Raw genomic sequence first — 18,489 nt, forward strand, 5'->3', positions numbered from 1 at the left:
GGGGTTCCCGGTCGATCGTCGCCGGCGCGAACGAGAGGGCGCAGGCGTGCCCCTCTCCCCGCCGCGCCTGTGAGGGATCTCCAGCCGTCCGCGTGACCTTGGGGCGGTGCCTCGACCGCGGGCCGAGACACCGCCCCAAGGCGGCCGGTCGTTGTCACGCGGAGCGCAGTGCCTCGGTGGGGGATGCCTTCGAGGCGCGCAGGGCGGGGTAGATTCCGGCGACGGCGGCCACGGCGACCGACACCGCGGGGCCAACGAACAATGTGTAGAGCGGGATGGCGGCCGGCCACCCCTGGACGAGCGCGTACCCGTAGACGGTCAGGCTGCCGATGAGCAGTCCGCCCATGCCGCCGATGAAGCCCATGAGGACGGCTTCCAGGAGGAACTGCGCGGCGATCTGGCCGCCTCGGGCGCCCAGGGCGCGGCGGAGTCCGATCTCGCCGCGGCGTTCCATCACGCCCACGACCATGGTGTTGGCGATGCCTACGCCGCCCACCAGCAGAGCGACGCCGGCCAGGGCGAGGACGAGCCCGGTGAGGGTGTCTTCCGTTTCGGCGCGCGCGGCGAGGAGATCGGAGGGCCGGCTGACGGCGACCATGTTGGGGCTGCCGGGGTTCGCGCTGGCGGCGGCCACGGACTGCACCTGCGGGACGCGTTCGGAGTAGGACCGCAGGTAGATGTTCGCGGCGGTGCCGTCGGCGCCCAGGTGGGTGACCGCCTGGGGCCAGCCGACCAGCGCCGCGGTGCTCAGCTCCGGGGCGAGTTCGTTCGCTTTGAGGATGCCGGCGACCTTGTACCACTGGCCGCCGAGCCACACCCGTTCGCCGGGTGCGGTGACGCCGAGGCGCTGCGCGGTCTGATCGCCGAGGACGGTCACCGGAAGGTTCTCGCTCGCGGCGTCCAGCCATTGTCCGCTCTGCAGCGTGGCGCGCAGGACGTCGAGCAGGTTGAGGCGGGCGGCCAGCACGGTGATGCTGCCGTTCTGCTGCGCGGGCACCAGGTCGTTGCGGTAGACGTCGGCGTGGGTGGCGCCGGTCGCGGTGACCTGTTGGACGGGGCCGATGGCCGCGAGCATCTTCTCGGCGGTGGGCGGCAGCGGCACCGGTTTTTGGTCCACGCCTTTGCCGGGTGCCACGGTGATCAGGTTGGAGCCGAGCTCGTCCAGACGGGCCAGCAGGTGTTGCTGGTTGGAGTTGGAGATGCCGGTGACCGCGACGACCGCGGCGATGCCCAGGGCGATGCCGAGCGCGGACAGCGCGGTGCGCATCTTGCGGGTGCGCGGCCCGATCATGCCCAGCCGCAGCAGGTCGGTCGGGCGCAGCCGGGTGCGGCGCGGTTTCGTCGATGTGGCGCTCATCGGCCGGCTCCGGCGGTATGCGGGTGGCGTTCGTCGAATTCGATGCGGCCGTCGTGGATGCCGACCCGCCTCGGGAACGAGGCGGCCAGCTCGCGGTCGTGGGTGATGACCACGACCGTGGTGCCGTCGGCGTTCAGGGTGCGGAGCAGATCGACGACGGACTGCCCGGAGACGCTGTCCAGCGCGCCGGTGGGTTCGTCGGCGAGCAGCAGGGCGGGGCGGCCGATCAGCGCGCGGGCGATCGCGACGCGTTGCTTCTCACCGCCGGAGAGCTGGTCGGGATGGTGGCCGAGGCGGTGGCCGAGGCCGACGGAGCGCAGCGCGTCCGCGGCCCGCGCCCGGCGCTCGGCGAACGGCGCCCCGCTGTACAGCAGGCCGGTGGTGACGTTCTCGACCGTGGTGAGTCCGGGCAGGAGGAAGAACTGCTGGAACACGAAGCCGATCCGGTGCGCCCGCAGCGCCGCCAGGTCGGGGTCCGACAAGCCGGACACCTCACGGCCTTCGAACCGCAGTCGGCCCGAGGTGGGCCGGTCCAGGGAGCCGAGCAGGGCGAGCAGGGTGGACTTGCCCGAGCCGGACGGGCCGACGACGGCGAGGAGTTCACCGGCCTCGATGGTCAGGTCGATACCGTGCAGAATGCGCAGTGGCGGCGATCCCGGATATTCCTTGACGATGCCGAACAATTCCAGGATGGGGACGCCCGTCTCCGGTGTCGGTGGTGCCTTCGTCACTTGGGGATCACCACCTGCGCGCCGGGCTGGACGTCACCGGTGATCTGGGCCTTGGCGTCGGCGATCAGCCCGAGCTGGACTTTGACGAGCCGCGGGGCGGGGCCGTCGGCGACACGGATGCCGTAGCCGCCGCCGTCCAGGGCGAGCAGCGCCGTGACCGGGACGATCAGGGCGTTGTCCGCGGTGTCGCCGACCACGTTGACGGTGACCGGCGACGGCCCGGCTTCCTGGGCCTTGTCCTGGCTGTCCAGGACCACGGTGACCGTCGTCTTGCTCCCGGAGCCGTCTGCGCCGGGTTTGTCATCGCCCGAGGTGCCCCGGACCAGGGAGCGGATGCGCCCGTCCACGGTGGTGCCGTCGGACAGTTTGACGCGGACCTTCCCGTTGGGCTTGAACCGGGACACCTGGTTCTCGGCGGGCTGCGCGGTGACGACGAGGTCGGTCCGGGTGACCGTGACGACGGCGTCGCCGCCCACCGCCGAGCCGAGCTTGGCGCCCACCTGCTGTACGCGCACGGATTCCTGCGGCAGCATCACGACGCTGCCCAGCGGGACGGTCCCGGTCTCCTTGACGCCCAGCGCCTTCTGCCAGCGCTTGACGGCCGTGGCGGTGCCGGGCGTGAACTTCCGGTCGGCGGACAGGCCGAGGCCGTTGGCGTGGCCGAGCTTGATGAGGTTGCGTTTGAGCTGTTCGACGTCGGGCCCTTCGGGGACGTCGGGGCCTAGGTCGCGCCACATCGGCCGGTCGCCGGTCATCAGGACGACCGGCTGCCCGTCGATCTCGTACAGCTTGCCGCCTGCTTTGACGACGGCACCGGCGGCGGGCAGCGCGGTGAGGGTGCCTTTGCCGGCGGCCACGATGGGCGTGGGCGTGTCGAAGACGAGCGAGCCGGTGAGCTGGATGCTGCTGGACAGCGACCCCCGCTCCACCGCGACCAGGTCGTAGGGGGCGGCGGACTGCTTGGCCGGTCCGCTGCCGCTGTCCCAGGGGCGGGCCACCGCGGCCACGCCGCCGCCGGCCGCCACGGCGAACACCAGCAGCGCAACGACGACCTTGGCGCGCTTCTTCCTGCGGACCGGTCCGTTCTCGCCGTCGACGGGTGCGGGCGATTGCACGGTACGGGTCATGGTCACTCGCCGATCCGGTAGCCGGCCAGCGGGAACTGCACGCACGCACGCTCGGCCGCACCCCACTTGGCGTCGTCGAACATCGCTTTCGGGATGGCGAGGAGCCCCGACTTGGGGTCCGGGTCGGGCATGTCGGTGTAGCCGTTCTTGCGCGCGCACTCGACCCACTTGCGGGACATCTCGACCCACTTGGCGTTGTCGGCATGCTTGACCTGGTTGATGCCGGGGACCTTCTCGTCGCACAGCCTGCTCGCGGTCTCGAAGCCCGGCGGCAGGCCTGTGCCAGTGCTCGCGGCCTCGAAGGTGATGTTGCCGTCCTTGTCCTGCGAGACGCTGTTCTGCCCCTGCTTGTGCATGCAGTCCACCCAGGCCTTGCGCACGGCGTTGTCGTCCTGTGCCTTGGCCTTCCCGCCGCCTTCGTCCCCGGCGACCTTGGGCGCCGAATCGCCGGACGAGCAGCCCGCGACCGCCAGGACCATCCCCGCGGCGACGGCGGCCAACGCGACGCCTACCGGACTGCGGCGCAGTGGTGAAGTACGCATTCTCGATCTCCCTTGTGGACGTCGGTGACGTTCACAAGTTCTACGGAGCCCGCCGTTAGCCACCGGTGACAGCGCGCCTAACCGGCGGCTAACACCCGCCCCGGCAGGCTGGGCCCGGCAGGCCGCCCACGCGGCACCACGACGGGGCCAGGAAGCGGAGGCGGAAGCACATGCGGGTACTCATCGTCGAGGACGAGCAGAGCCTGGCGGCCATGCTCGCCGAGGGACTGCGCGACGAGGGCATGCTCTGCGACGTCGCGCACGACGGCCACGAAGCACTCCAGCGCACCGCCGCCGCCGACTACGACGTCCTCGTCCTCGACCGGGACCTGCCCGGGCTCGGCGGCGACGCCGTGTGCCGGACCCTGTCCTCCACCGGCTACCCGGCGCGCATCCTGATGCTCACCGCCGCCGACAGCCTCTCCGACCTCGTCGAAGGCCTCGGCCACGGCGCCGACGACTACATGGCCAAGCCGTTCTCCTACCTCGAACTCGTCGCCCGGCTGCGCGCGCTCGGCCGCCGCGCCACGACGAACCGGGCCGCGGTCGTCCTCAGCAGACGCGGCGTCAGCCTGGACACGGTACGGCGCGTCGCCGAACGCGACGGCCGCCCGCTGAACCTGACCCCGAAAGAACTCGGCGTCCTCGAACTGCTGCTCGCAGCCGACGGCGCCCCCGTCGCCACCGAGGAACTCCGCGACCGCCTGTGGGACACAGCCGCCGACCCGGCGAGCACAGCGGTCCGCGTCACCGTCCACGCGCTGCGCCGCAAACTCGGCACGCCGCCGCTCATCGTCCACGACCCCGGCTACGGATACCGGCTGTGAGCCGGCCGGGCCGCACACCCCGCCCGGTGTCCCGACTCACCGACCGGCTGCCGCTGCGCGGGCGACTGACCCTGGTCACCACGGCGGTGTTCACCGTCCTCGGATGCGGGATGCTCGCCCTGAACTGGCTCAGCGCCAGACAGCTCATCCACGCCAACCGCGATCTCGTCACCTCCTCCCCGCCCCTCGCGCCGACAGCTCCGGCGACGGTCCCCGGCCAGGCGCTGCAGGACGCGACCCCGGCGGTCCCCACTCTTCCCGTCCAAGGCTTCGACGACTTCCAGGACACCACCCTCGGCGACCTGCTGACCCGCTCCCTGCTGCTGCTGGCCGTTTTCGCCGTCCTCGCCGCGCTGCTGGCCTGGTGGGCCGGCCGCCGCTCACTCCACCGGCTCCACCAAGTCACCGCCGCCGCACGACGCATCAGCGCCGACCGCAGCCTCGGCGAACGGCTCGCCCTAGACGGGCCCTACGACGAGATCCGCGAACTCGGCGACACCTTCGACGCCATGCTCGACCGCCTCGACCGCAGCTTCACCGCACAACGGCGCTTCACCGCCCACGCCTCCCACGAGCTCCGCACCCCGCTCACCGTGCAACGCACCGCCCTGGAGATCCCGCTCGCCCAAGGCAAAGTCCCCGACGAACTCCGCCCCGCCATCGAACGCGCCCTCGACGCCAACGCCCAGACCGAGCGCCTGATCTCCGCCCTGCTCACCCTCGCCCGCGGAGAAACCGGCACCTTGAACCGCCGTCCGACCGACTTGGCGGACATCGCACAGTCGGCGACGCGCGATCTCGCCGACGAAGCCCGGCACACCGACATCCAGGTCACACTCACGACCGTCTCCGCCCGGGTCGAGGGCGATCCCGCACTGCTGCGACAGGTCGCACTCAACCTGCTGGCCAACGCCGTCCGCCACAACCACCCAGGCGGCACCGTGAACCTGACCACCGGCACCGCCGGTGACAAGGCGTACCTGGAGGTCGCCAACACCGGGCCGACCCTGGACCCGGACGAAGTCCCCGCCCTCTTCACCCCGTTCCACCAGGGCCGTGAACGCGGGACCGGACTCGGCCTCGGACTCGCCGTAGTCGAGGCCATCACCGCCACACACTGCGGCACCGTCACCGCGACCGCCCGCGCCGGCGGCGGGTTGACCGTGCGCGTCCAGCTACCCGCCGCGCAGCACAGCGACCCACCTGCCGCAGGCCGTGCGCGCTGAGTCGGCCGCCGCGAGCACACGGACGAGACAACGGGTCGGCGGAACGGCGAAGCCCGATGCCCGGATGTCGTGGCCGTGGCTTCAGGGTGCGGGGACTGCGGTCGGGAAAGGTCCAAGCCGGCATCGCCCTGATCGTCGGACGATGGCCTGCGGGCATCGGTGAAGGCGCCGTGGACCGGGAGATATCCGCGCGGTCAAAGTGCCCGCCCTGACGACCCCCCGGACGGGGCGTCCGGCCTGTCCGCCGCCCGGTCGGCGCGCGCGGTGTGGGCGGTGAGGTAGGCGTCGGCGATCTCACGCAGCCGTGCGCCGTCGAAGGAGGGGCCGTGTCCGGGGTGGACGAGGGTGACCGGGAGGTCGCGCAGCCGGGACATGGTGGCGGCGTAGGCGTCGCGGTCGGCGCCGTGGATGTCGTCGAGGAGTTCGTCATCGTAGACGGTGTCGCCGGAGAACAGCGTCCTGGCCCGGGGGTCGTAGAGCGCGATGCCACCGGGGCTGTGGCCGGGCACGTGCAGCACCGTGAGTTGCCGATCGCCCAGGTCCACCGTGTCGCCGTCGGCGAGGTGGCGGGTGATGTGCGCCGGGCGCAGCCGGTAGGAGTCCGGGTCGTAATGCCGCTGCGGCAGAGCGGAGATCAGCATGTCGGGGGCGTCGTCGTAAGCGGCAAGGCCTAGTTCGGCGAACAGGGCTGCGGACACCAGCGCACCCGGCGGGGGATCCCCGGCGTTCTCCGCGCGGTGGGCGCGGCGGTCGGCGAACTCGTGGGCGCCGCCCATGTGGTCGAGGTGCGCGTGGGTCAGGACGAGGATCGGTTCATCCGTGAAGAGGTCGGGGAATGCCGGGCGCAGCGGGGCCACGCCGAGCCCTGCGTCGACGACGAGGCTGCGCCGGGTCCCGCGGAGGTGCCAGATGTTGGCCTGGAGGAACTCGTGGACGTGCGGTTCGTGGATGCGGGTGATCGTGTCGTCGATGGGAGTGGCGGTGAACCAGTTGTCGGCGACGGGCAGTGTGCGGGCGGAAGCCGGGGTTGATGTGTCGCGTCGGGGGTGGGTCACGGCCGGGTCGCCTTCCGGGGGTATGCGAGGGGTATGTACACGGCGGCGGCCACTACGGGCCCGAGGAGCGCGGACAGGTCCACACCGCCGAGCGCGTCGGTGCCCGGTCCGACCAGGACGGTGGTGTTTACGAACAGCAGGGCCGCGGCGGTCCCGGCGAAGAGCGCGGCGGTGCCGGCCGTGCTGAATCCTCCGCGGTACCAGAACGGGCTGCCGGGTTGTTCGTCGTGCAGGGCGATTCCGTCGTACCGGTTGCGGCGCAGGATGATGTCGGCGGCGTAGATGGCCATCATCGGGCCGAGGAACGTGACGGTCAGGGCCAGGATGTTGTTGACGGAGGTCAGGAAGCTGGGGGACAGCAGGGCGTAGGCGCACAGTGCGCCGCCGAGCAGGGCGTCGATGACGACCGAGCGGGTGCGGCTCATGCGTACGCCGAGGGCTTGGAGGGACAGGCCGGAGGAGTAGGTGGTCATCACGTTGTTCGTGATCGAGGAGACCACGATCAGGCCGAGGAAGAGCGCGTAGAACCAGCCGGGCACGATCGCGCGCATCGCGTCCTGAGGGTCGCTCATGTCGACCGCGGTGCCGGCCAGGATGCCGATGCCGCCCATGAGGACGGACGGGATGAAGCCGCCGGCCGCGGTGCTGAGCATGACCTTCCACGCGACGCTGTCGGCGGGCAGGTAGCGGGCGTAGTCGGCGCCGTTGGCCCAGGACAGGGGCGCCGACGCGATCACGGTGAAACCGATGAAGGAAGCCACCCAGAGGTCCCGGCCGTGCAGCGGGGTGAAGCCCGCCGGGCTGAGGTCGGCATGCCAGGTGACGAACCCGCCGAGGACGAGTGCGCCAGCGCCCAGGACGACGGAGAACAGCACGCTGAAGCGGACGATCGTGGCATGGCCGTACAGGCTCAGCGCAAAGGCGGCGACCCCGGTTGCGACGGTGATGGCGACCTTGGCGGGGGCGTTCGGGTGCACGCCGAACGAGCCCAGCAGCGCGAACCCCGCAAGGGCACCCATGGCGAGGTTGAGGCCCTCGTAGACCACGGCGATCAGCCAGCCCAAGCCGGCGCCGAACAGGCGGTTGCCGCGGATGCCGAACATCGCGCGGGTGACGACCTGGCTGGGTGTTCCGGACGACGGGCCGCTCACCGCGAGGAAACCGACCAGGCCCCAGAAGAGGCTGCCGAGGACCAGGACGAGGAAGGCCTGCGCGACGGACAGGCCCAGGACGGACAGGCTGCCGCCGAGCATCAGGTACAGGTAGCCGACGTTCGACGACAGCCACACCGGGAACAGCTCGGCCGGGCGGCCGTGCCGTTCGTCGTGCGGGACGTGGTCGATGCCGCGGGTCTCGATCCTGCCGAACGCGTCCTGGGCCGCAGGCTGGGCCGCGGGGCCGGGGGAGCGCGCCGGCACGGGCGCGGTGTCCGGGGGGTGACTCACGCAGACTCCTTGTTGAACAAATACTCAATGGTGTGTTGAGCATGTATTCAATAGATGGGGTCGGCGGGCGTCAAGATCTGCGCGGGCACATTCCGGGCAGGTGCGTCCACCGTCGACCGCCGTCGGCGCGGGACGCCGGCAGGCCCAAGTGATTGAGCGGACGGTCAATAGACTGCGGGCATGCCGAAGAAACCCACGATGCGCCGGCCACCCGAACAGCGCCGTCAGGAGATCGTCGACGTGGCGCTGGGCCTGGCCGACAGCCTGGGGCTGGACCGCATCACCTCACGCGATGTCGCCAACGCGCTCGGCGTTACTTCGGGCCTGATCCACCACTACTTCCCGACGGTCGACGACCTTGTCGTGGCCGCGTTCGCCCAGGCCGCTGCCGCTCAGAACGAGCAAGACCGGCAAGCGGCCCGGGATTTGCCACCGATCCACGCCTTGCGCGCGGTGGTCCGACGATCACTCGGCATGGGCGGCGCCAACGCCCGCATCTGGATGAGCGCATGGGTCGCCGCCCCACGCCGCCCCGAACTGGCCCGCGAAGTCGACCGGCAGATGATCGCCGGACTTGACGTCCTCGCCGACCTGCTGCGCACCGGACACGACGCGGGCGTATTCCGCGTCCCTGACCCGGCCACGAGCGCACTGCGCATCCTCGTCCTCGTCGACGGCGTCTTGGTCCAGGTGTCGATGCGGGCCGAGACCACCTACGGCGACGTGCACAGCCTCGTCTGGGACACCGTGGAACGCGAAGTAGGACTCCCTGCGGGGAGCCTGTGGGCGGGCGGGGACTGACCCGGCGCAACAGTTTCACCGAGAACCTGTCCGATTGAGGTTTCCCCTTGGTAGTGGACACCCTGACACTTGGATCGTTGGGTCCAGGAAGGGGAGTCCACGCGGGACGTCCGTCGAAGTTCACGGATGAGTTCAAGCGCGACGCGGTCGCGTTGTATCGCCTTTCGGGTGGAAGTCGAACATTCAGCTCGGTGGCGACGGAGTTGGGGGTCAACGCGGAGACGTTGCGGGCCTGGGTGCGCCAGGCCGAGGCGGACGCGGGCGAGCGCGACGACCGGCTGAGCACCGTCGAACGCGAGGAACTCGCCCGCCTGCGCAAGGCCGAACGCGAGTGGCACCGGGAACGCGAGATCCTGCGCCGGGCAGCCGCGTATTTCGCACGGGAGATGAAGTGAGGACCCTCCTCCGGGACTTCGTCTCCACCCACCGCGCCGAGTTCGGCGTGAAGCGGCTGTGTCGGGTCCTGGGCCTGTCCAGGTCCTCGTTCCACGCCCACGAGGCGGCCGCGCCGGCCCGGCGGGCCCACGCGGCGGCGGACGCCGAACTCACCGAACGCATCCGGGTCGTGCACGCCGCGTCGCACGAAACCTACGGGGTTCCCCGGATCACCGCGGAACTGCGGGCGGACGGGCACGGGGTGAATCACAAGCGCACCGCCCGGTTGATGCGTGGGGCGGGCATCGTGGGCCGCCACCTGCGGCGACGCGTGCGCACGACCGTGCGTGACCGTGCCGCCGTGCCGGCGCCGGACCTGGTGGAGCGGGACTTCACCGCGTCCGCCCGGGACGTGAAGTGGGTGGGCGACATCACCCATCTCCCGGTCGGCGACGGGTGGGTCTACCTCGCGACGGTGATCGACCTGCACTCGCGGCGGCTGATCGGCTGGTCGATCGCCGACCACATGCGAGCCTCGTTGGTCGTCGACGCGATCGAGGCGGCGGTGCGAACCCGGGGCGGGAGCGTGGTTGGGGTGGTCTTCCACTCGGACCGCGGATCGCAAGGCGGATTCAACTGGTCGTCGCAACACCTCGAAGGTGGAGGTGTGGATGGGCAGGCCGGCGGGATGGATGCGGGAGTTGACGGGCAGGGCCGCGATGAAGTCGCCGGGAAAGCCCTCACTTCGTCGTGACGTCGAGCGGTTGTTCTGGCGTGAGATCGCCAAGGGGCTGACCAGCGAGGACGCCGCGATCGCGGTCGGCGCGTCGCAGGCGGCCGGCAGCCGGTGGTTCCGGGAACGTGGCGGCATGCCGACACACATGGTCACCCCGCTGTCGGGCCGCTACCTGTCGTTCGAGGAACGGGAGGAGATCGCGCTGCTGAAAGCCCGGGGCGTCGGGGTCCGGGAGACTGCCCGCAGGCTGGGCCGCGACCCGTCGACCGTCTCGCGGGAGCTCCGCCGCAACGCCGCCACCCGCGGTGGGAGGCTGGACTACCGGGCGTCGGTCGCGCAGTGGAAGGCCGAACTGGTGGCGCGGCGCCCCAAGATCGCAAAGTTGGCCGGGAACGAGCGGCTTCGCGAGTACGTGCAGGACCGGCTTTCGGGCCTGGTCCGCCGGCCCGACGGAACACCGGTGCCGGGGCCGGGGACGGCGCGGTGGAAGGGCCGCAACAAGCCGCACCGGCAGGACCGTCGGTGGGCGACGGCGTGGAGCCCGGAGCAGATCGCCCACCGGCTCGAGGTCGACTTCCCGGAGGACGAGTCCATGCGGATATCGCACGAAGCGATCTATCAGGCCCTGTTCGTCGAAGGGCGCGGAGCACTGCGGCGCGAGCTGGTCGCCTGCCTGCGCACCGGGCGGGCACTTCGTGTTCCGCGAGCCCGTTCCCGACGACGCCCCGCGGGGCACGTCACCTCCGACGTGATGATCGGCGAGCGGCCCTCCGAGGTCGCCGACCGCGCGGTTCCGGGTCATTGGGAGGGCGACCTGATCATCGGCGCGGACCGGTCCGCGATCGGCACGCTCGTGGAACGCACGACGCGGTTCACCGTGCTGTTGCACCTGCCCCGTATGGAAGGCTACGGCGTCCACCCGCGGGTGAAGAACGGTCCGGCGTTGGCCGGCTACGGCGCCGAGGCGATGAAGAATGCGATTGCGGCCAGGATCATCGAGTTGCCCGCGCAACTACGTCGATCGCTGACCTGGGACCGCGGCAAGGAACTCGCCCGACATGTTGAACTGCGTTGTGAGACAGGGCTGTTGGTCTACTTCGCCGACCCGCACAGCCCGTGGCAGCGCGGCACGAACGAGAACACCAACGGACTGCTGCGTCAGTACTTTCCCAAGGGCACGGATCTGTCCCGCTGGAACGTCGACGAGCTCGAGGCCGTTGCCTCCGCACTCAACAGCCGTCCCCGCAAGACACTCAACTGGCGAACTCCCGCCGAGGCCCTCAACGATCATCTACGCTCACTGCAAGGAAGCGGTGTTGCCACGACCCCTTGAACTCAAGCAATACACGTCCGCGGACTTCGCGAAGGCCTGCGGGCGGCACGGAATCCGCCGGTCGACGGGGAAGGTCGGATCGAGCTACGACAACGCCGCCGCGGAGAGCTTCTTCGCGACATGCAAACGCGAAGTCCTCCACGACAAACGGTGGTTGACGGAGCAGCAGGCCCGGCTGGACGTGTTTCGCTGGATCGCGTTCTACAACCACCGCAGACGACACAGCACCCTGGGCTACGTCAGCCCGGCCGCCTTCGAGGAACAAACAGTCAAGACGGATATGGTGTCACTGGCCGCATGAAACCCCGTGTCCATGATCCGGGGGAAACCTCAGTTAAACGACAAGCTCAACGGCGCCAAGATCCGTCGACCGGGCGTCCCAGGCCGCACCCGCCGGGGCGGCCCTCGGAAAGGACACCGATCAGGAACGACACGAACGGCCACCGACAGCGAATTCGTCCTCCGTCCACAGGTTTTCCCAACGGAACTTGAACATCCGTCCCAGATTCTGCAAATCCACAGGCCACAGGCCAGACACACAGTCGAGAAGACAGCAAAATCCAGGCCACGCAGCCAAGATCCAAAATCCCAGATCCTGCAAATCCACTGGTCAACACATGATCAATCGACAAAATCTTTCAAAGCAGCCGAGACGGCGCACTCGAAGCCGAGTGCGTCGAACAGCGAATGGAGATGACGCCAGTCCATGTCCGACAGGGTCAGGCTCCATGTGTCGTCGGAGGGGTGGTGAAGCAGGTGGAAAGGCTCTGCAATCTGCATGCCGGAGATCATATGAGCGCGTTCGGACAGGACTGTTGGCCGCTCGACCCGGTGCCGCAGCCCGGTCGGTCAAGGCTGTTTGCGGTGGAGTGCAGTCGTGCCTGCAAGTTCTGCGGCTCGTGTCCGCATACCGTCTCGCCCGATCTGTCACGTCTGGACGGATGAGGTATCGGAGTTGTCCGAATGTGGCAATCGCGCATCGACCGAGTATGCCGCCCCGGGGCGACCCCGTGTCCTTCTCGGCGAGGCGAGTTCCCGTCCCACAGCTCCAGGGCCATGCCGGCATGTCGATGGGGTCGCAGGGCCGCTGTACTTCTTGGCCAAAGGTCGATCGAGGTGTGACGCAGCGAGGTGTGAGAGGGCCGGACACGCGCCATGCCACCCCCGCGGGCTGACCCGCCGACACCTCCGCCCCATGCCGGCGTGCCGCGACGGCAGAACCTACACATCGTTTAGAACCTCGCGGCTCGTGTCCGAGGCCGATGCCGTGACCTGCGGCTTCTCGTGGAGTCTCGCGCCGAGTCCAGCCGCTCAGTCTCACGACCGTGTCCAAATCCTCAGGACTCCCGTTCGATGCAAGCCGCTGACCTGCGACATGACACGGGCGTGAGACTAAGCCGGAGAGAATGACACGGGATTTGAGACGCTACACATCGTTGTCGTCGGCTGTGGCGAGGTCGATGAATCGGGCGAAATGTCCTTGGAAGGCGACGACGAAGCGACCGGTGGGACCGTTGCGGTGCTTGGCCACGATCAGGTCGGCTTCACCCGCGCGGGCGGATCGCGGGTCGCGCACGTCGTCGCGGTTGATCAGCACGACCAGATCCGCGTCCTCCTCGGGCGCCCCGCAGTCCCGGACGTCGCTCGGCCTGGGTTCCCCGCCCGGCCGGGCCTCGGGATCGCGATTGAGTTGGGCCGTGACGACCACGGGAATCCCCAATTCCCGCGCGACGCGCTTGAGAGAGCGGCTGATCTCCTCGAGTTCGCCGTACCGGCTGTCGTGCCGGCGCAGTGGGGCGAGTTCGTGGATGGTGTCCACGATCAACAGATCCAGGCCGCCGCGCGTGCGCGTCCGGTAACAATGGGCGCGGATCACGTCCACGTCGGGTCGGGACATGGTGGCGACGGTCAACGGCGCCCCGGTGACCCGGGGCAGGGCTTCGGTCAGGGCCCGCCAATCGTCGTCGGTCGTTCGCCGGTGGGCGAGGCGGTGCAAGGGGATACGGCCCTCGGCGGACATCACCCGACGTTGGATGTCCAGGTTGCTCACCTGCAGGGAGAACAGCAATACCGGGCGGTCCTCGGTGACGGCGCAGTGTCGGGCGAGGTTGAGGGCCAGGGTGCTCTTGCCGTGGGCCGGGCGGGAGGCGATCACGATGAGTTGTCCCGGGCGCAGGCCGCCGGTGAGGCGGTCCAGGTCGACCAGGCCCGTGAGGACGTCACGGTTCGCCGGGCCGAGGGGGTCGAGGTCGTCGATCAGTTCGTTGATGGAGTCGCCGATGTGGGCGGTGGCGCGGGTGTTCGGTGTGGACAGGGCGTTGTGGAGGATGGTCGCGGCTGTGTTGGTCGCGGCGGCGAGTTCGATGTCGTCGTCTCCGCCGAGTCGGGCGATGGTCAGGCCGGCGCGGACCAGTTCGCGGCGTCGGGCGCGGTCGACGACCGTGTGGGCGTGTCGTTCGCCGTCGGTGGTCGCGGTCGTGGTCGCGGTGAGTGTGCGCAGGTATCCGGCGGACACGCGGTCCAGGTGGCCCGTGCGGGCGAGTTCGGCTTCCACGGTCGTCGTGTCGACGGTGAGGCCGCGGGCGTACACGTGCAGGATGGCGGTGTAGACGAGGCTGTGGGCGGGGTGGTGGAAGTCGTCGGGGTGGACGAGTTCCACGCAGTCGGCGACGGTGGGGGTCGAGAGCATCATCGTGCCGAGCAGGCGCTGTTCGGCCCGGAGGTCCACCGGGACGCGCGTCGGCGCGATATCGGCCCATGGCGGGTGCTCGGCGTCGTTGGACGTGGTGGTGTGGGGCGTTACCGCTGGGGTGGCGTCGTGGCCCGCAGGGTTGTGGTCAGGGCCGGAGTGGTCGTGGGGCGGTGTCGTCATCGGGGCCTCCCGGGCCGAACGCCGCGCCTGTCCGGGTCCTTTGTGAGCTCGGACGTTGCCCGTGGCCGTGCTATTCGGCGTGTGGTGGCGTCTCGAGGGCCGGGCCGGAGGTGCGGGCCGCGAGGGTTGCGGCGGCACCGAGCATGACGCGGTTCCCGTCCTTCCGCAGGAGGATCGGCCGGGTGCACCCGGACGTGTCGAAGGCCGGTCCGGGTGTCGCTCCAGCGGGCAACGCGGCCCGACTCCCGGCGGCCCCGTACATCTCTGCGGGCGGGGTCGTGTCGGGTACTGGCGATCACGCGGAGGGTCACGTGATGATGACTCGGTATCACCGGACGGTGAGGGTTCGGCGTGATCCGGCACACCGGTGCGCTTGTCACATCGACGCGAGCGGGCGGGGCCGGGTCTTCCCAGAGCCGATCTTCCTGGAGCGCGTGGCGTTACGGCCCGGACAAGGCGCGGGGCCGTCACGTTCGGCGGCCCCCCAGGTCGGCCCGCCTTCTTGCACGGTCGGACCGCGCCGCCACTGCCTTCCTGCGGCCGGGGTGCGTGTCTCCCGGGCGCGGTAGCCTCCACCGGTGACCCCCAGTCCGCTGCCCGAGGCGTTGCCCGAACATCGGGTGATCCTGGAGAACACCGACTGGGCTTCCCTGATGGCCCCGCAGGGGAGCGGTGGTTTCCTGCCCGGGGCGCTGATGCGACTCCTCGACGTCGACCCCGCGGTCCGGGCGGCCGCCGCGGAGGAGGCGCTGATCGGGCATCAGAACACCATCTACGAAGCCACCGTGCCCGTCGCGCGGTTCGTCGCCGCGATCCTCGATCATCCGGCCACCGACAACCAACAGGACGCCCGCTGAACCCGGTCGACTCCGAGCGGTGCCCTTCCGCGGGGCCCTTTGTGGAAGGCTCTGCGGTCGGCGCCGCCCGGGACCGGCCGGGCTCGTCCACACCCGTCCGGCCTTGTGGGCGCCCGGCGGGTCCTGGCAGTGGCATGCAGCACTGAATGCACGGCTACCAGGACTGGGTCGAACACGACACCCTCCGCTACGCCCCCGCCCACGCCGCCCGGGACGCGGACGACCGCGCCATCCGCCTCAGCCGGCAGCCACCAGCGCGGTGATAACGCACCCGCACGCAAAGCGCGTTCTCGGCGTCCCCCAGCCCCGTCCTACCCGTCACCGACCGAACCCCGCACGACCGGCCTGCCCCGGCACCGGCACCTACCTGCCTCGCGATCTCCGAGTCCACGGCAGGGCAGAGCCGTTCCCGGACTCGATCGGCTCGTGCCGGGCGGGGCATGTCGGTGCGGGCTTGGAGGTGCGCGGTCCAGAGGAGTGTCCCCATGCGGTCGCCATCGTGGCCGTTGTCCCAGCGCGGGTCTCGTCGGGGACCGGCTCTGTGGTGCCGGAGTGCGCCGCTCGGGCGGTGATGTGGGTGACCAGAACGGTGCGCAGACCCTCGGTGAGGTCGGCGGGGCCGGGGCCGGTTCCTCGGACGAGGTCGCGGAATGCCTCGTGTTCGGCGTGGAGGGGTTCCTTCTTGTCGAGGGCGTAGCGGGTTACGTCGCCTTCGGTGACGCCACGGAAGGTGGTGAGGGCGTCCCAGCGGTGGGGGGTGTGGCCGTTGGCCCAGTGGGTGAGGTCGGCGGTGAGGGTGTCGGCGACCAGGCATCCGTGTTCGCCGGTGACGGTGGTGGTGCGGGCCTTTCGGGGGGTGACCCAGTTGACCTGGTGGTGGGTGATGGTGCCGTCGTCGAGTTGGCCGAGGGCGGCGAGGAGGTCTTCGTGGGGGCGCCCGCTGCGGTGTGCGGTGCGGGCGGCGATGGAGGTGTAGGCGTGGTGGGTGATCCAGGCGGTGAGGTCGAGGTCGTGGGTGGCGAGGTCGTGGATGACGCCGACGTCGGTGATGCGGTCGGGGTAGGGGCCGGTGCGTCGGGTGCCGATTTCGAACACGTCGCCGAGGTCGCCGTTTTCGAGGCGGGCTCGCAAGGCGATGAGGGCGGGGTTGAAGCGTTCGATGTAGCCGACGGCGGCGGGGATGCCGGCGGTATGGAAGGCGTCGCGCAGTCGTCGGGCGGCGTCGGGGGTGGTGGCGAGGGGCTTTTCGATCAGGGTGGGGATGCCTGCGTGGGCGAGCTGCAGGCCGAGGGCCTCGTGCAGGAGGGTGGGGCAGGCCAGGACGGCGTAGTCGGGTCGGTGGCGCAGGAGTTGGTCGATGTCGTGGACGATGGGGAGTCCGTCGGCGGCGTGGTGGGGGTCGCCGTTGGGGTCTGCGGCGGCGATGAGGTTGACGCCGTCCAGTCCGCGCAGGACGCGGGCGTGGTGGCGGCCCATGCGGCCGAGGCCGATCAGGGCAACGCGCAGTCGGGGTCGGGTCACCGCGGGGCCTCGATCGTTGCGTGGATCAGGTGGGTGAGGGTGGTGGTGATGTGGTCCAGGTCGGTGGTGGTGAGGGCGGGGTGGACGGGCAGGGAGAGGACTTGGGCCGCGGCACGGTCGGTGTGGGGCAGGTCGACGGGGGTGTGGAACGCGGGTGAGCGGTGCAGGGGGACGGGATAGTGGACGGCGTTGCCGATGCCGTGGGTGGTGAGGTCGCGGGCGAGGGTGTCGCGGTGGCGGTGGACGCGGATCGTGTATTGGTGGTGGGCGTGGCCGGTGTCGGGTGTCGTGGTCGGGGTGGTGATGCCGGGCAGGGTGGCGAGGGCGGCGGTCAGGCGGGCCGCATTGCGGCGGCGGGCGGTGATGGCCTGGGGCAGGCGGGTGAGTTGGGTTCGGGCGATGGCGGCGTTGACGTCGTTCATGCGGGCGTTGGTGCCGACGATTTCGTGGTGGTAGCGGGTCGCGGTTCCGTGGTTGCGCAGTAGGCGCAGGGTGTGGGCGAGATTGGTGTCGGCGGTGGTGATCATGCCGCCTTCGATGGCCTGCATGTTCTTGGTGGGGTAGAAGCTGAAGGTCGCTGCGGTGCCCAGTGCACCGGCGGGGGTGTGGTGGTGGGTGGCTCCGTGGGCTTGGGCGGCGTCTTCGATCAGGGCGAGGCCGTGGTGTTGTGCGAGGGCGCCCAGGCGGGTGGTGTCGGCGGGGTGGCCGTAGAGGTGGACGGGCAGCAGCGCCGCGGTGCGTCGGGTGATGGCGGCGGCTGTGGCGTCGGGGTCCAGGGTGTGGGTGTAGGGGTCGATGTCGGCGAAGACGCAGGTGGCGCCGGTCAGGCGGATCGCGGCGGCGGTGGCGGCGAAGGTGAACGACGGCAGGATCACCTCGTCGCCGGGGCCGATGCCCAGGGCCAGGGCGGTCAGCCACAGGGCGCTGGTTCCGGAGTTGACGGCGACGCAGTGGCGGCCGTCGACCCAGGCGCCGAACTCGGTTTCGAAAGCCTCGACTTCGGGGCCTTGGGCCAGTCGGCCGCTGCGCAGGACGCGGGTGGCGGCGGTGATGTCGTCCTCGTGCAGGTGGGTGTGGGCGATGGGGATGGTGGGGTGCACGACGGTGTCCTTCCGTGTCGGGTGTGCCGACACGGAAGGGGTTCCGGGTCAGCGGGGGCTGGGGGTGGGGGTGTTGCCGTGGTGGAGGTAGGCGGTGGTGCCGGTGGCGAGGGCGTGGGCGCAGGCGTGGAGGCGGCGGGCCATGTGGGGGGCCATGAGGGTGTCCCACTCGGCGGGGGTGGCCAGGCGCCAGGCGGTGAGTTCGTCGGTGGCGAGGCGGATGTGTGCGCGGGCGTGGGTCTCGGTGATGGGGCCGCCGTCGAAGAGGTGGTTCGCCAGGGCGGGGCGGCCGTCGGGTTGGGGCGGTACCCAGTCGACGGCCAGGAGCCGGCCGGGGGTGAGGTCGAGGCCGAGTTCCTCCTTGATCTCGCGGCGGGCGGTGTCCCAGGGGTATTCGCCCTCGTCCATGGCGCCGCCGGGGATCTCCCAGTGGCCGTCGCCGTAGGCGGGTTCGACCAACAGGATCCGGCCGTGGGTGTCGTGGAGGATCGCTCCGGCGCCGCCGATGTGTTTGGGCAGCGTGGCGTAGTACTCGGCGGGAGGCAGGTGGGTCATGCCGGGTGACGCTAGTGCCGTGTCGCCGC

At 70.4% G+C, this 18,489-nt stretch carries 19 protein-coding genes; 8 read left to right on the forward strand and 11 right to left on the reverse strand.

Annotated elements, in window-relative coordinates:
- Window positions 1-154: 154 nt before the first annotated feature.
- From ACMXN5_RS30650 to ACMXN5_RS30665, 4 genes are read right to left on the reverse strand one after another with little or no spacing between them, the layout of a single operon-like run.
- Window positions 155-1,357 (reverse strand): ABC transporter permease, encoded by a 1,203-nt coding sequence (locus ACMXN5_RS30650; RefSeq protein ID WP_439678158.1) that lies wholly within the window; start codon window positions 1,355-1,357, stop codon window positions 155-157.
- Window positions 1,354-2,088, reverse strand: a complete 735-nt coding sequence (locus ACMXN5_RS30655; RefSeq protein ID WP_439678159.1) for an ABC transporter ATP-binding protein — start codon at window positions 2,086-2,088, stop codon at window positions 1,354-1,356. The genes ACMXN5_RS30650 and ACMXN5_RS30655 overlap by 4 nt, the downstream gene beginning before the upstream one ends.
- Window positions 2,085-3,215 carry a peptidoglycan-binding protein gene (locus ACMXN5_RS30660; protein WP_439678160.1) on the reverse strand — a complete coding sequence of 377 codons (1,131 nt, stop codon included), beginning with the start codon at window positions 3,213-3,215 and terminating at the stop codon, window positions 2,085-2,087. Before ACMXN5_RS30660 ends, ACMXN5_RS30655 begins: the two co-directional genes overlap by 4 nt.
- 2 nt (window positions 3,216-3,217) lie before the next feature.
- Window positions 3,218-3,757 carry a hypothetical protein gene (locus ACMXN5_RS30665; protein ID WP_439678161.1) on the reverse strand — a complete coding sequence of 180 codons (540 nt, stop codon included), beginning with the start codon at window positions 3,755-3,757 and terminating at the stop codon, window positions 3,218-3,220.
- Between the two features lie 170 nt (window positions 3,758-3,927).
- On the opposite strand from ACMXN5_RS30665, the gene ACMXN5_RS30670 reads away from it, so the two are divergent.
- A complete protein-coding gene (locus tag ACMXN5_RS30670) occupies window positions 3,928-4,584 on the forward strand; it encodes a response regulator transcription factor (protein ID WP_439678162.1) in 657 nt (218 codons plus the stop codon).
- 26 nt (window positions 4,585-4,610) lie between these two features.
- Window positions 4,611-5,810, forward strand: coding sequence for a sensor histidine kinase (locus tag ACMXN5_RS30675; protein ID WP_439678163.1), 1,200 nt, complete (start codon window positions 4,611-4,613; stop codon window positions 5,808-5,810).
- A gap of 194 nt (window positions 5,811-6,004) precedes the next feature.
- Here ACMXN5_RS30675 and ACMXN5_RS30680 read toward each other — a convergent pair whose 3' ends face one another.
- Window positions 6,005-6,865, reverse strand: a complete 861-nt coding sequence (locus tag ACMXN5_RS30680; RefSeq protein WP_439678164.1) for an MBL fold metallo-hydrolase — start codon at window positions 6,863-6,865, stop codon at window positions 6,005-6,007.
- Complete coding sequence (locus ACMXN5_RS30685) at window positions 6,862-8,310, reverse strand: purine-cytosine permease family protein (RefSeq protein WP_439678165.1); 1,449 nt, start codon at window positions 8,308-8,310, stop codon at window positions 6,862-6,864. The genes ACMXN5_RS30680 and ACMXN5_RS30685 overlap by 4 nt, the downstream gene beginning before the upstream one ends.
- A 180-nt stretch (window positions 8,311-8,490) precedes the next feature.
- Between ACMXN5_RS30685 and ACMXN5_RS30690 the strand changes: the two genes are divergently transcribed.
- The 5 genes from ACMXN5_RS30690 to ACMXN5_RS30710 are packed head-to-tail and all read left to right on the forward strand — an operon-like array spanning window position 8,491 to window position 11,856.
- A complete protein-coding gene (locus ACMXN5_RS30690) occupies window positions 8,491-9,111 on the forward strand; it encodes a TetR/AcrR family transcriptional regulator (protein ID WP_439678166.1) in 621 nt (206 codons plus the stop codon).
- Between the two features lie 53 nt (window positions 9,112-9,164).
- Complete coding sequence (locus ACMXN5_RS30695) at window positions 9,165-9,506, forward strand: transposase (RefSeq protein ID WP_439678167.1); 342 nt, start codon at window positions 9,165-9,167, stop codon at window positions 9,504-9,506.
- Window positions 9,503-10,240, forward strand: a complete 738-nt coding sequence (locus ACMXN5_RS30700; RefSeq protein ID WP_439678168.1) for an IS3 family transposase — start codon at window positions 9,503-9,505, stop codon at window positions 10,238-10,240. Before ACMXN5_RS30695 ends, ACMXN5_RS30700 begins: the two co-directional genes overlap by 4 nt.
- Window positions 10,179-11,555: an IS30 family transposase gene (locus ACMXN5_RS30705; protein WP_439681310.1), complete on the forward strand. Its 1,377-nt coding sequence runs from the start codon at window positions 10,179-10,181 to the stop codon at window positions 11,553-11,555. The genes ACMXN5_RS30700 and ACMXN5_RS30705 overlap by 62 nt, the downstream gene beginning before the upstream one ends.
- A complete protein-coding gene (locus tag ACMXN5_RS30710; protein WP_439678169.1) occupies window positions 11,539-11,856 on the forward strand; it encodes a transposase in 318 nt (105 codons plus the stop codon). Before ACMXN5_RS30705 ends, ACMXN5_RS30710 begins: the two co-directional genes overlap by 17 nt.
- A 320-nt stretch (window positions 11,857-12,176) precedes the next feature.
- On the opposite strand, the gene ACMXN5_RS30715 is transcribed toward ACMXN5_RS30710, so the two are convergent.
- Window positions 12,177-12,335, reverse strand: a complete 159-nt coding sequence (locus ACMXN5_RS30715; protein WP_439678170.1) for a hypothetical protein — start codon at window positions 12,333-12,335, stop codon at window positions 12,177-12,179.
- 646 nt (window positions 12,336-12,981) lie between these two features.
- A complete protein-coding gene (locus ACMXN5_RS30720; protein ID WP_439678171.1) occupies window positions 12,982-14,427 on the reverse strand; it encodes a replicative DNA helicase in 1,446 nt (481 codons plus the stop codon).
- A 578-nt stretch (window positions 14,428-15,005) separates the two neighbouring features.
- On the opposite strand from ACMXN5_RS30720, the gene ACMXN5_RS30725 reads away from it, so the two are divergent.
- Window positions 15,006-15,284, forward strand: coding sequence for a hypothetical protein (locus tag ACMXN5_RS30725; RefSeq protein ID WP_439678172.1), 279 nt, complete (start codon window positions 15,006-15,008; stop codon window positions 15,282-15,284).
- Between the two features lie 363 nt (window positions 15,285-15,647).
- Here ACMXN5_RS30725 and ACMXN5_RS30730 read toward each other — a convergent pair whose 3' ends face one another.
- The 3 genes from ACMXN5_RS30730 to ACMXN5_RS30740 are packed head-to-tail and all read right to left on the reverse strand — an operon-like array spanning window position 15,648 to window position 18,460.
- Window positions 15,648-16,805, reverse strand: a complete 1,158-nt coding sequence (locus ACMXN5_RS30730) for a Gfo/Idh/MocA family protein (RefSeq protein WP_439678173.1) — start codon at window positions 16,803-16,805, stop codon at window positions 15,648-15,650.
- A complete protein-coding gene (locus ACMXN5_RS30735; RefSeq protein ID WP_439678174.1) occupies window positions 16,802-17,905 on the reverse strand; it encodes a DegT/DnrJ/EryC1/StrS family aminotransferase in 1,104 nt (367 codons plus the stop codon). The genes ACMXN5_RS30730 and ACMXN5_RS30735 overlap by 4 nt, the downstream gene beginning before the upstream one ends.
- A 48-nt stretch (window positions 17,906-17,953) precedes the next feature.
- The gene (locus tag ACMXN5_RS30740; RefSeq protein ID WP_439678175.1) at window positions 17,954-18,460 is read right to left on the reverse strand and encodes an NUDIX domain-containing protein; all 507 of its coding nucleotides are present in this window, start codon (window positions 18,458-18,460) and stop codon (window positions 17,954-17,956) included.
- Window positions 18,461-18,489 lie beyond the last annotated feature (29 nt).

It is taken from the genome of Embleya australiensis, assembly GCF_051903075.1.
GTDB lineage: Bacteria > Actinomycetota > Actinomycetes > Streptomycetales > Streptomycetaceae > Embleya.

Excerpts from the sequence above, each read along its gene's own strand:
- ACMXN5_RS30650 (WP_439678158.1), bottom strand. The coding sequence starts at position 1,357 with ATGAGCGCCACATCGACGAAACCGCGCCGCACCCGGCTGCGCCCGACC.
- ACMXN5_RS30660 (WP_439678160.1), bottom strand. The coding sequence starts at position 3,215 with ATGACCCGTACCGTGCAATCGCCCGCACCCGTCGACGGCGAGAACGGA.
- ACMXN5_RS30665 (WP_439678161.1), bottom strand. The coding sequence starts at position 3,757 with ATGCGTACTTCACCACTGCGCCGCAGTCCGGTAGGCGTCGCGTTGGCC.
- ACMXN5_RS30670 (WP_439678162.1), top strand. The coding sequence starts at position 3,928 with ATGCGGGTACTCATCGTCGAGGACGAGCAGAGCCTGGCGGCCATGCTC.
- ACMXN5_RS30690 (WP_439678166.1), top strand. The coding sequence starts at position 8,491 with ATGCCGAAGAAACCCACGATGCGCCGGCCACCCGAACAGCGCCGTCAG.
- ACMXN5_RS30705 (WP_439681310.1), top strand. The coding sequence starts at position 10,179 with ATGCGGGAGTTGACGGGCAGGGCCGCGATGAAGTCGCCGGGAAAGCCC.
- ACMXN5_RS30715 (WP_439678170.1), bottom strand. The coding sequence starts at position 12,335 with ATGCAGATTGCAGAGCCTTTCCACCTGCTTCACCACCCCTCCGACGAC.
- ACMXN5_RS30720 (WP_439678171.1), bottom strand. The coding sequence starts at position 14,427 with ATGACGACACCGCCCCACGACCACTCCGGCCCTGACCACAACCCTGCG.
- ACMXN5_RS30740 (WP_439678175.1), bottom strand. The coding sequence starts at position 18,460 with ATGACCCACCTGCCTCCCGCCGAGTACTACGCCACGCTGCCCAAACAC.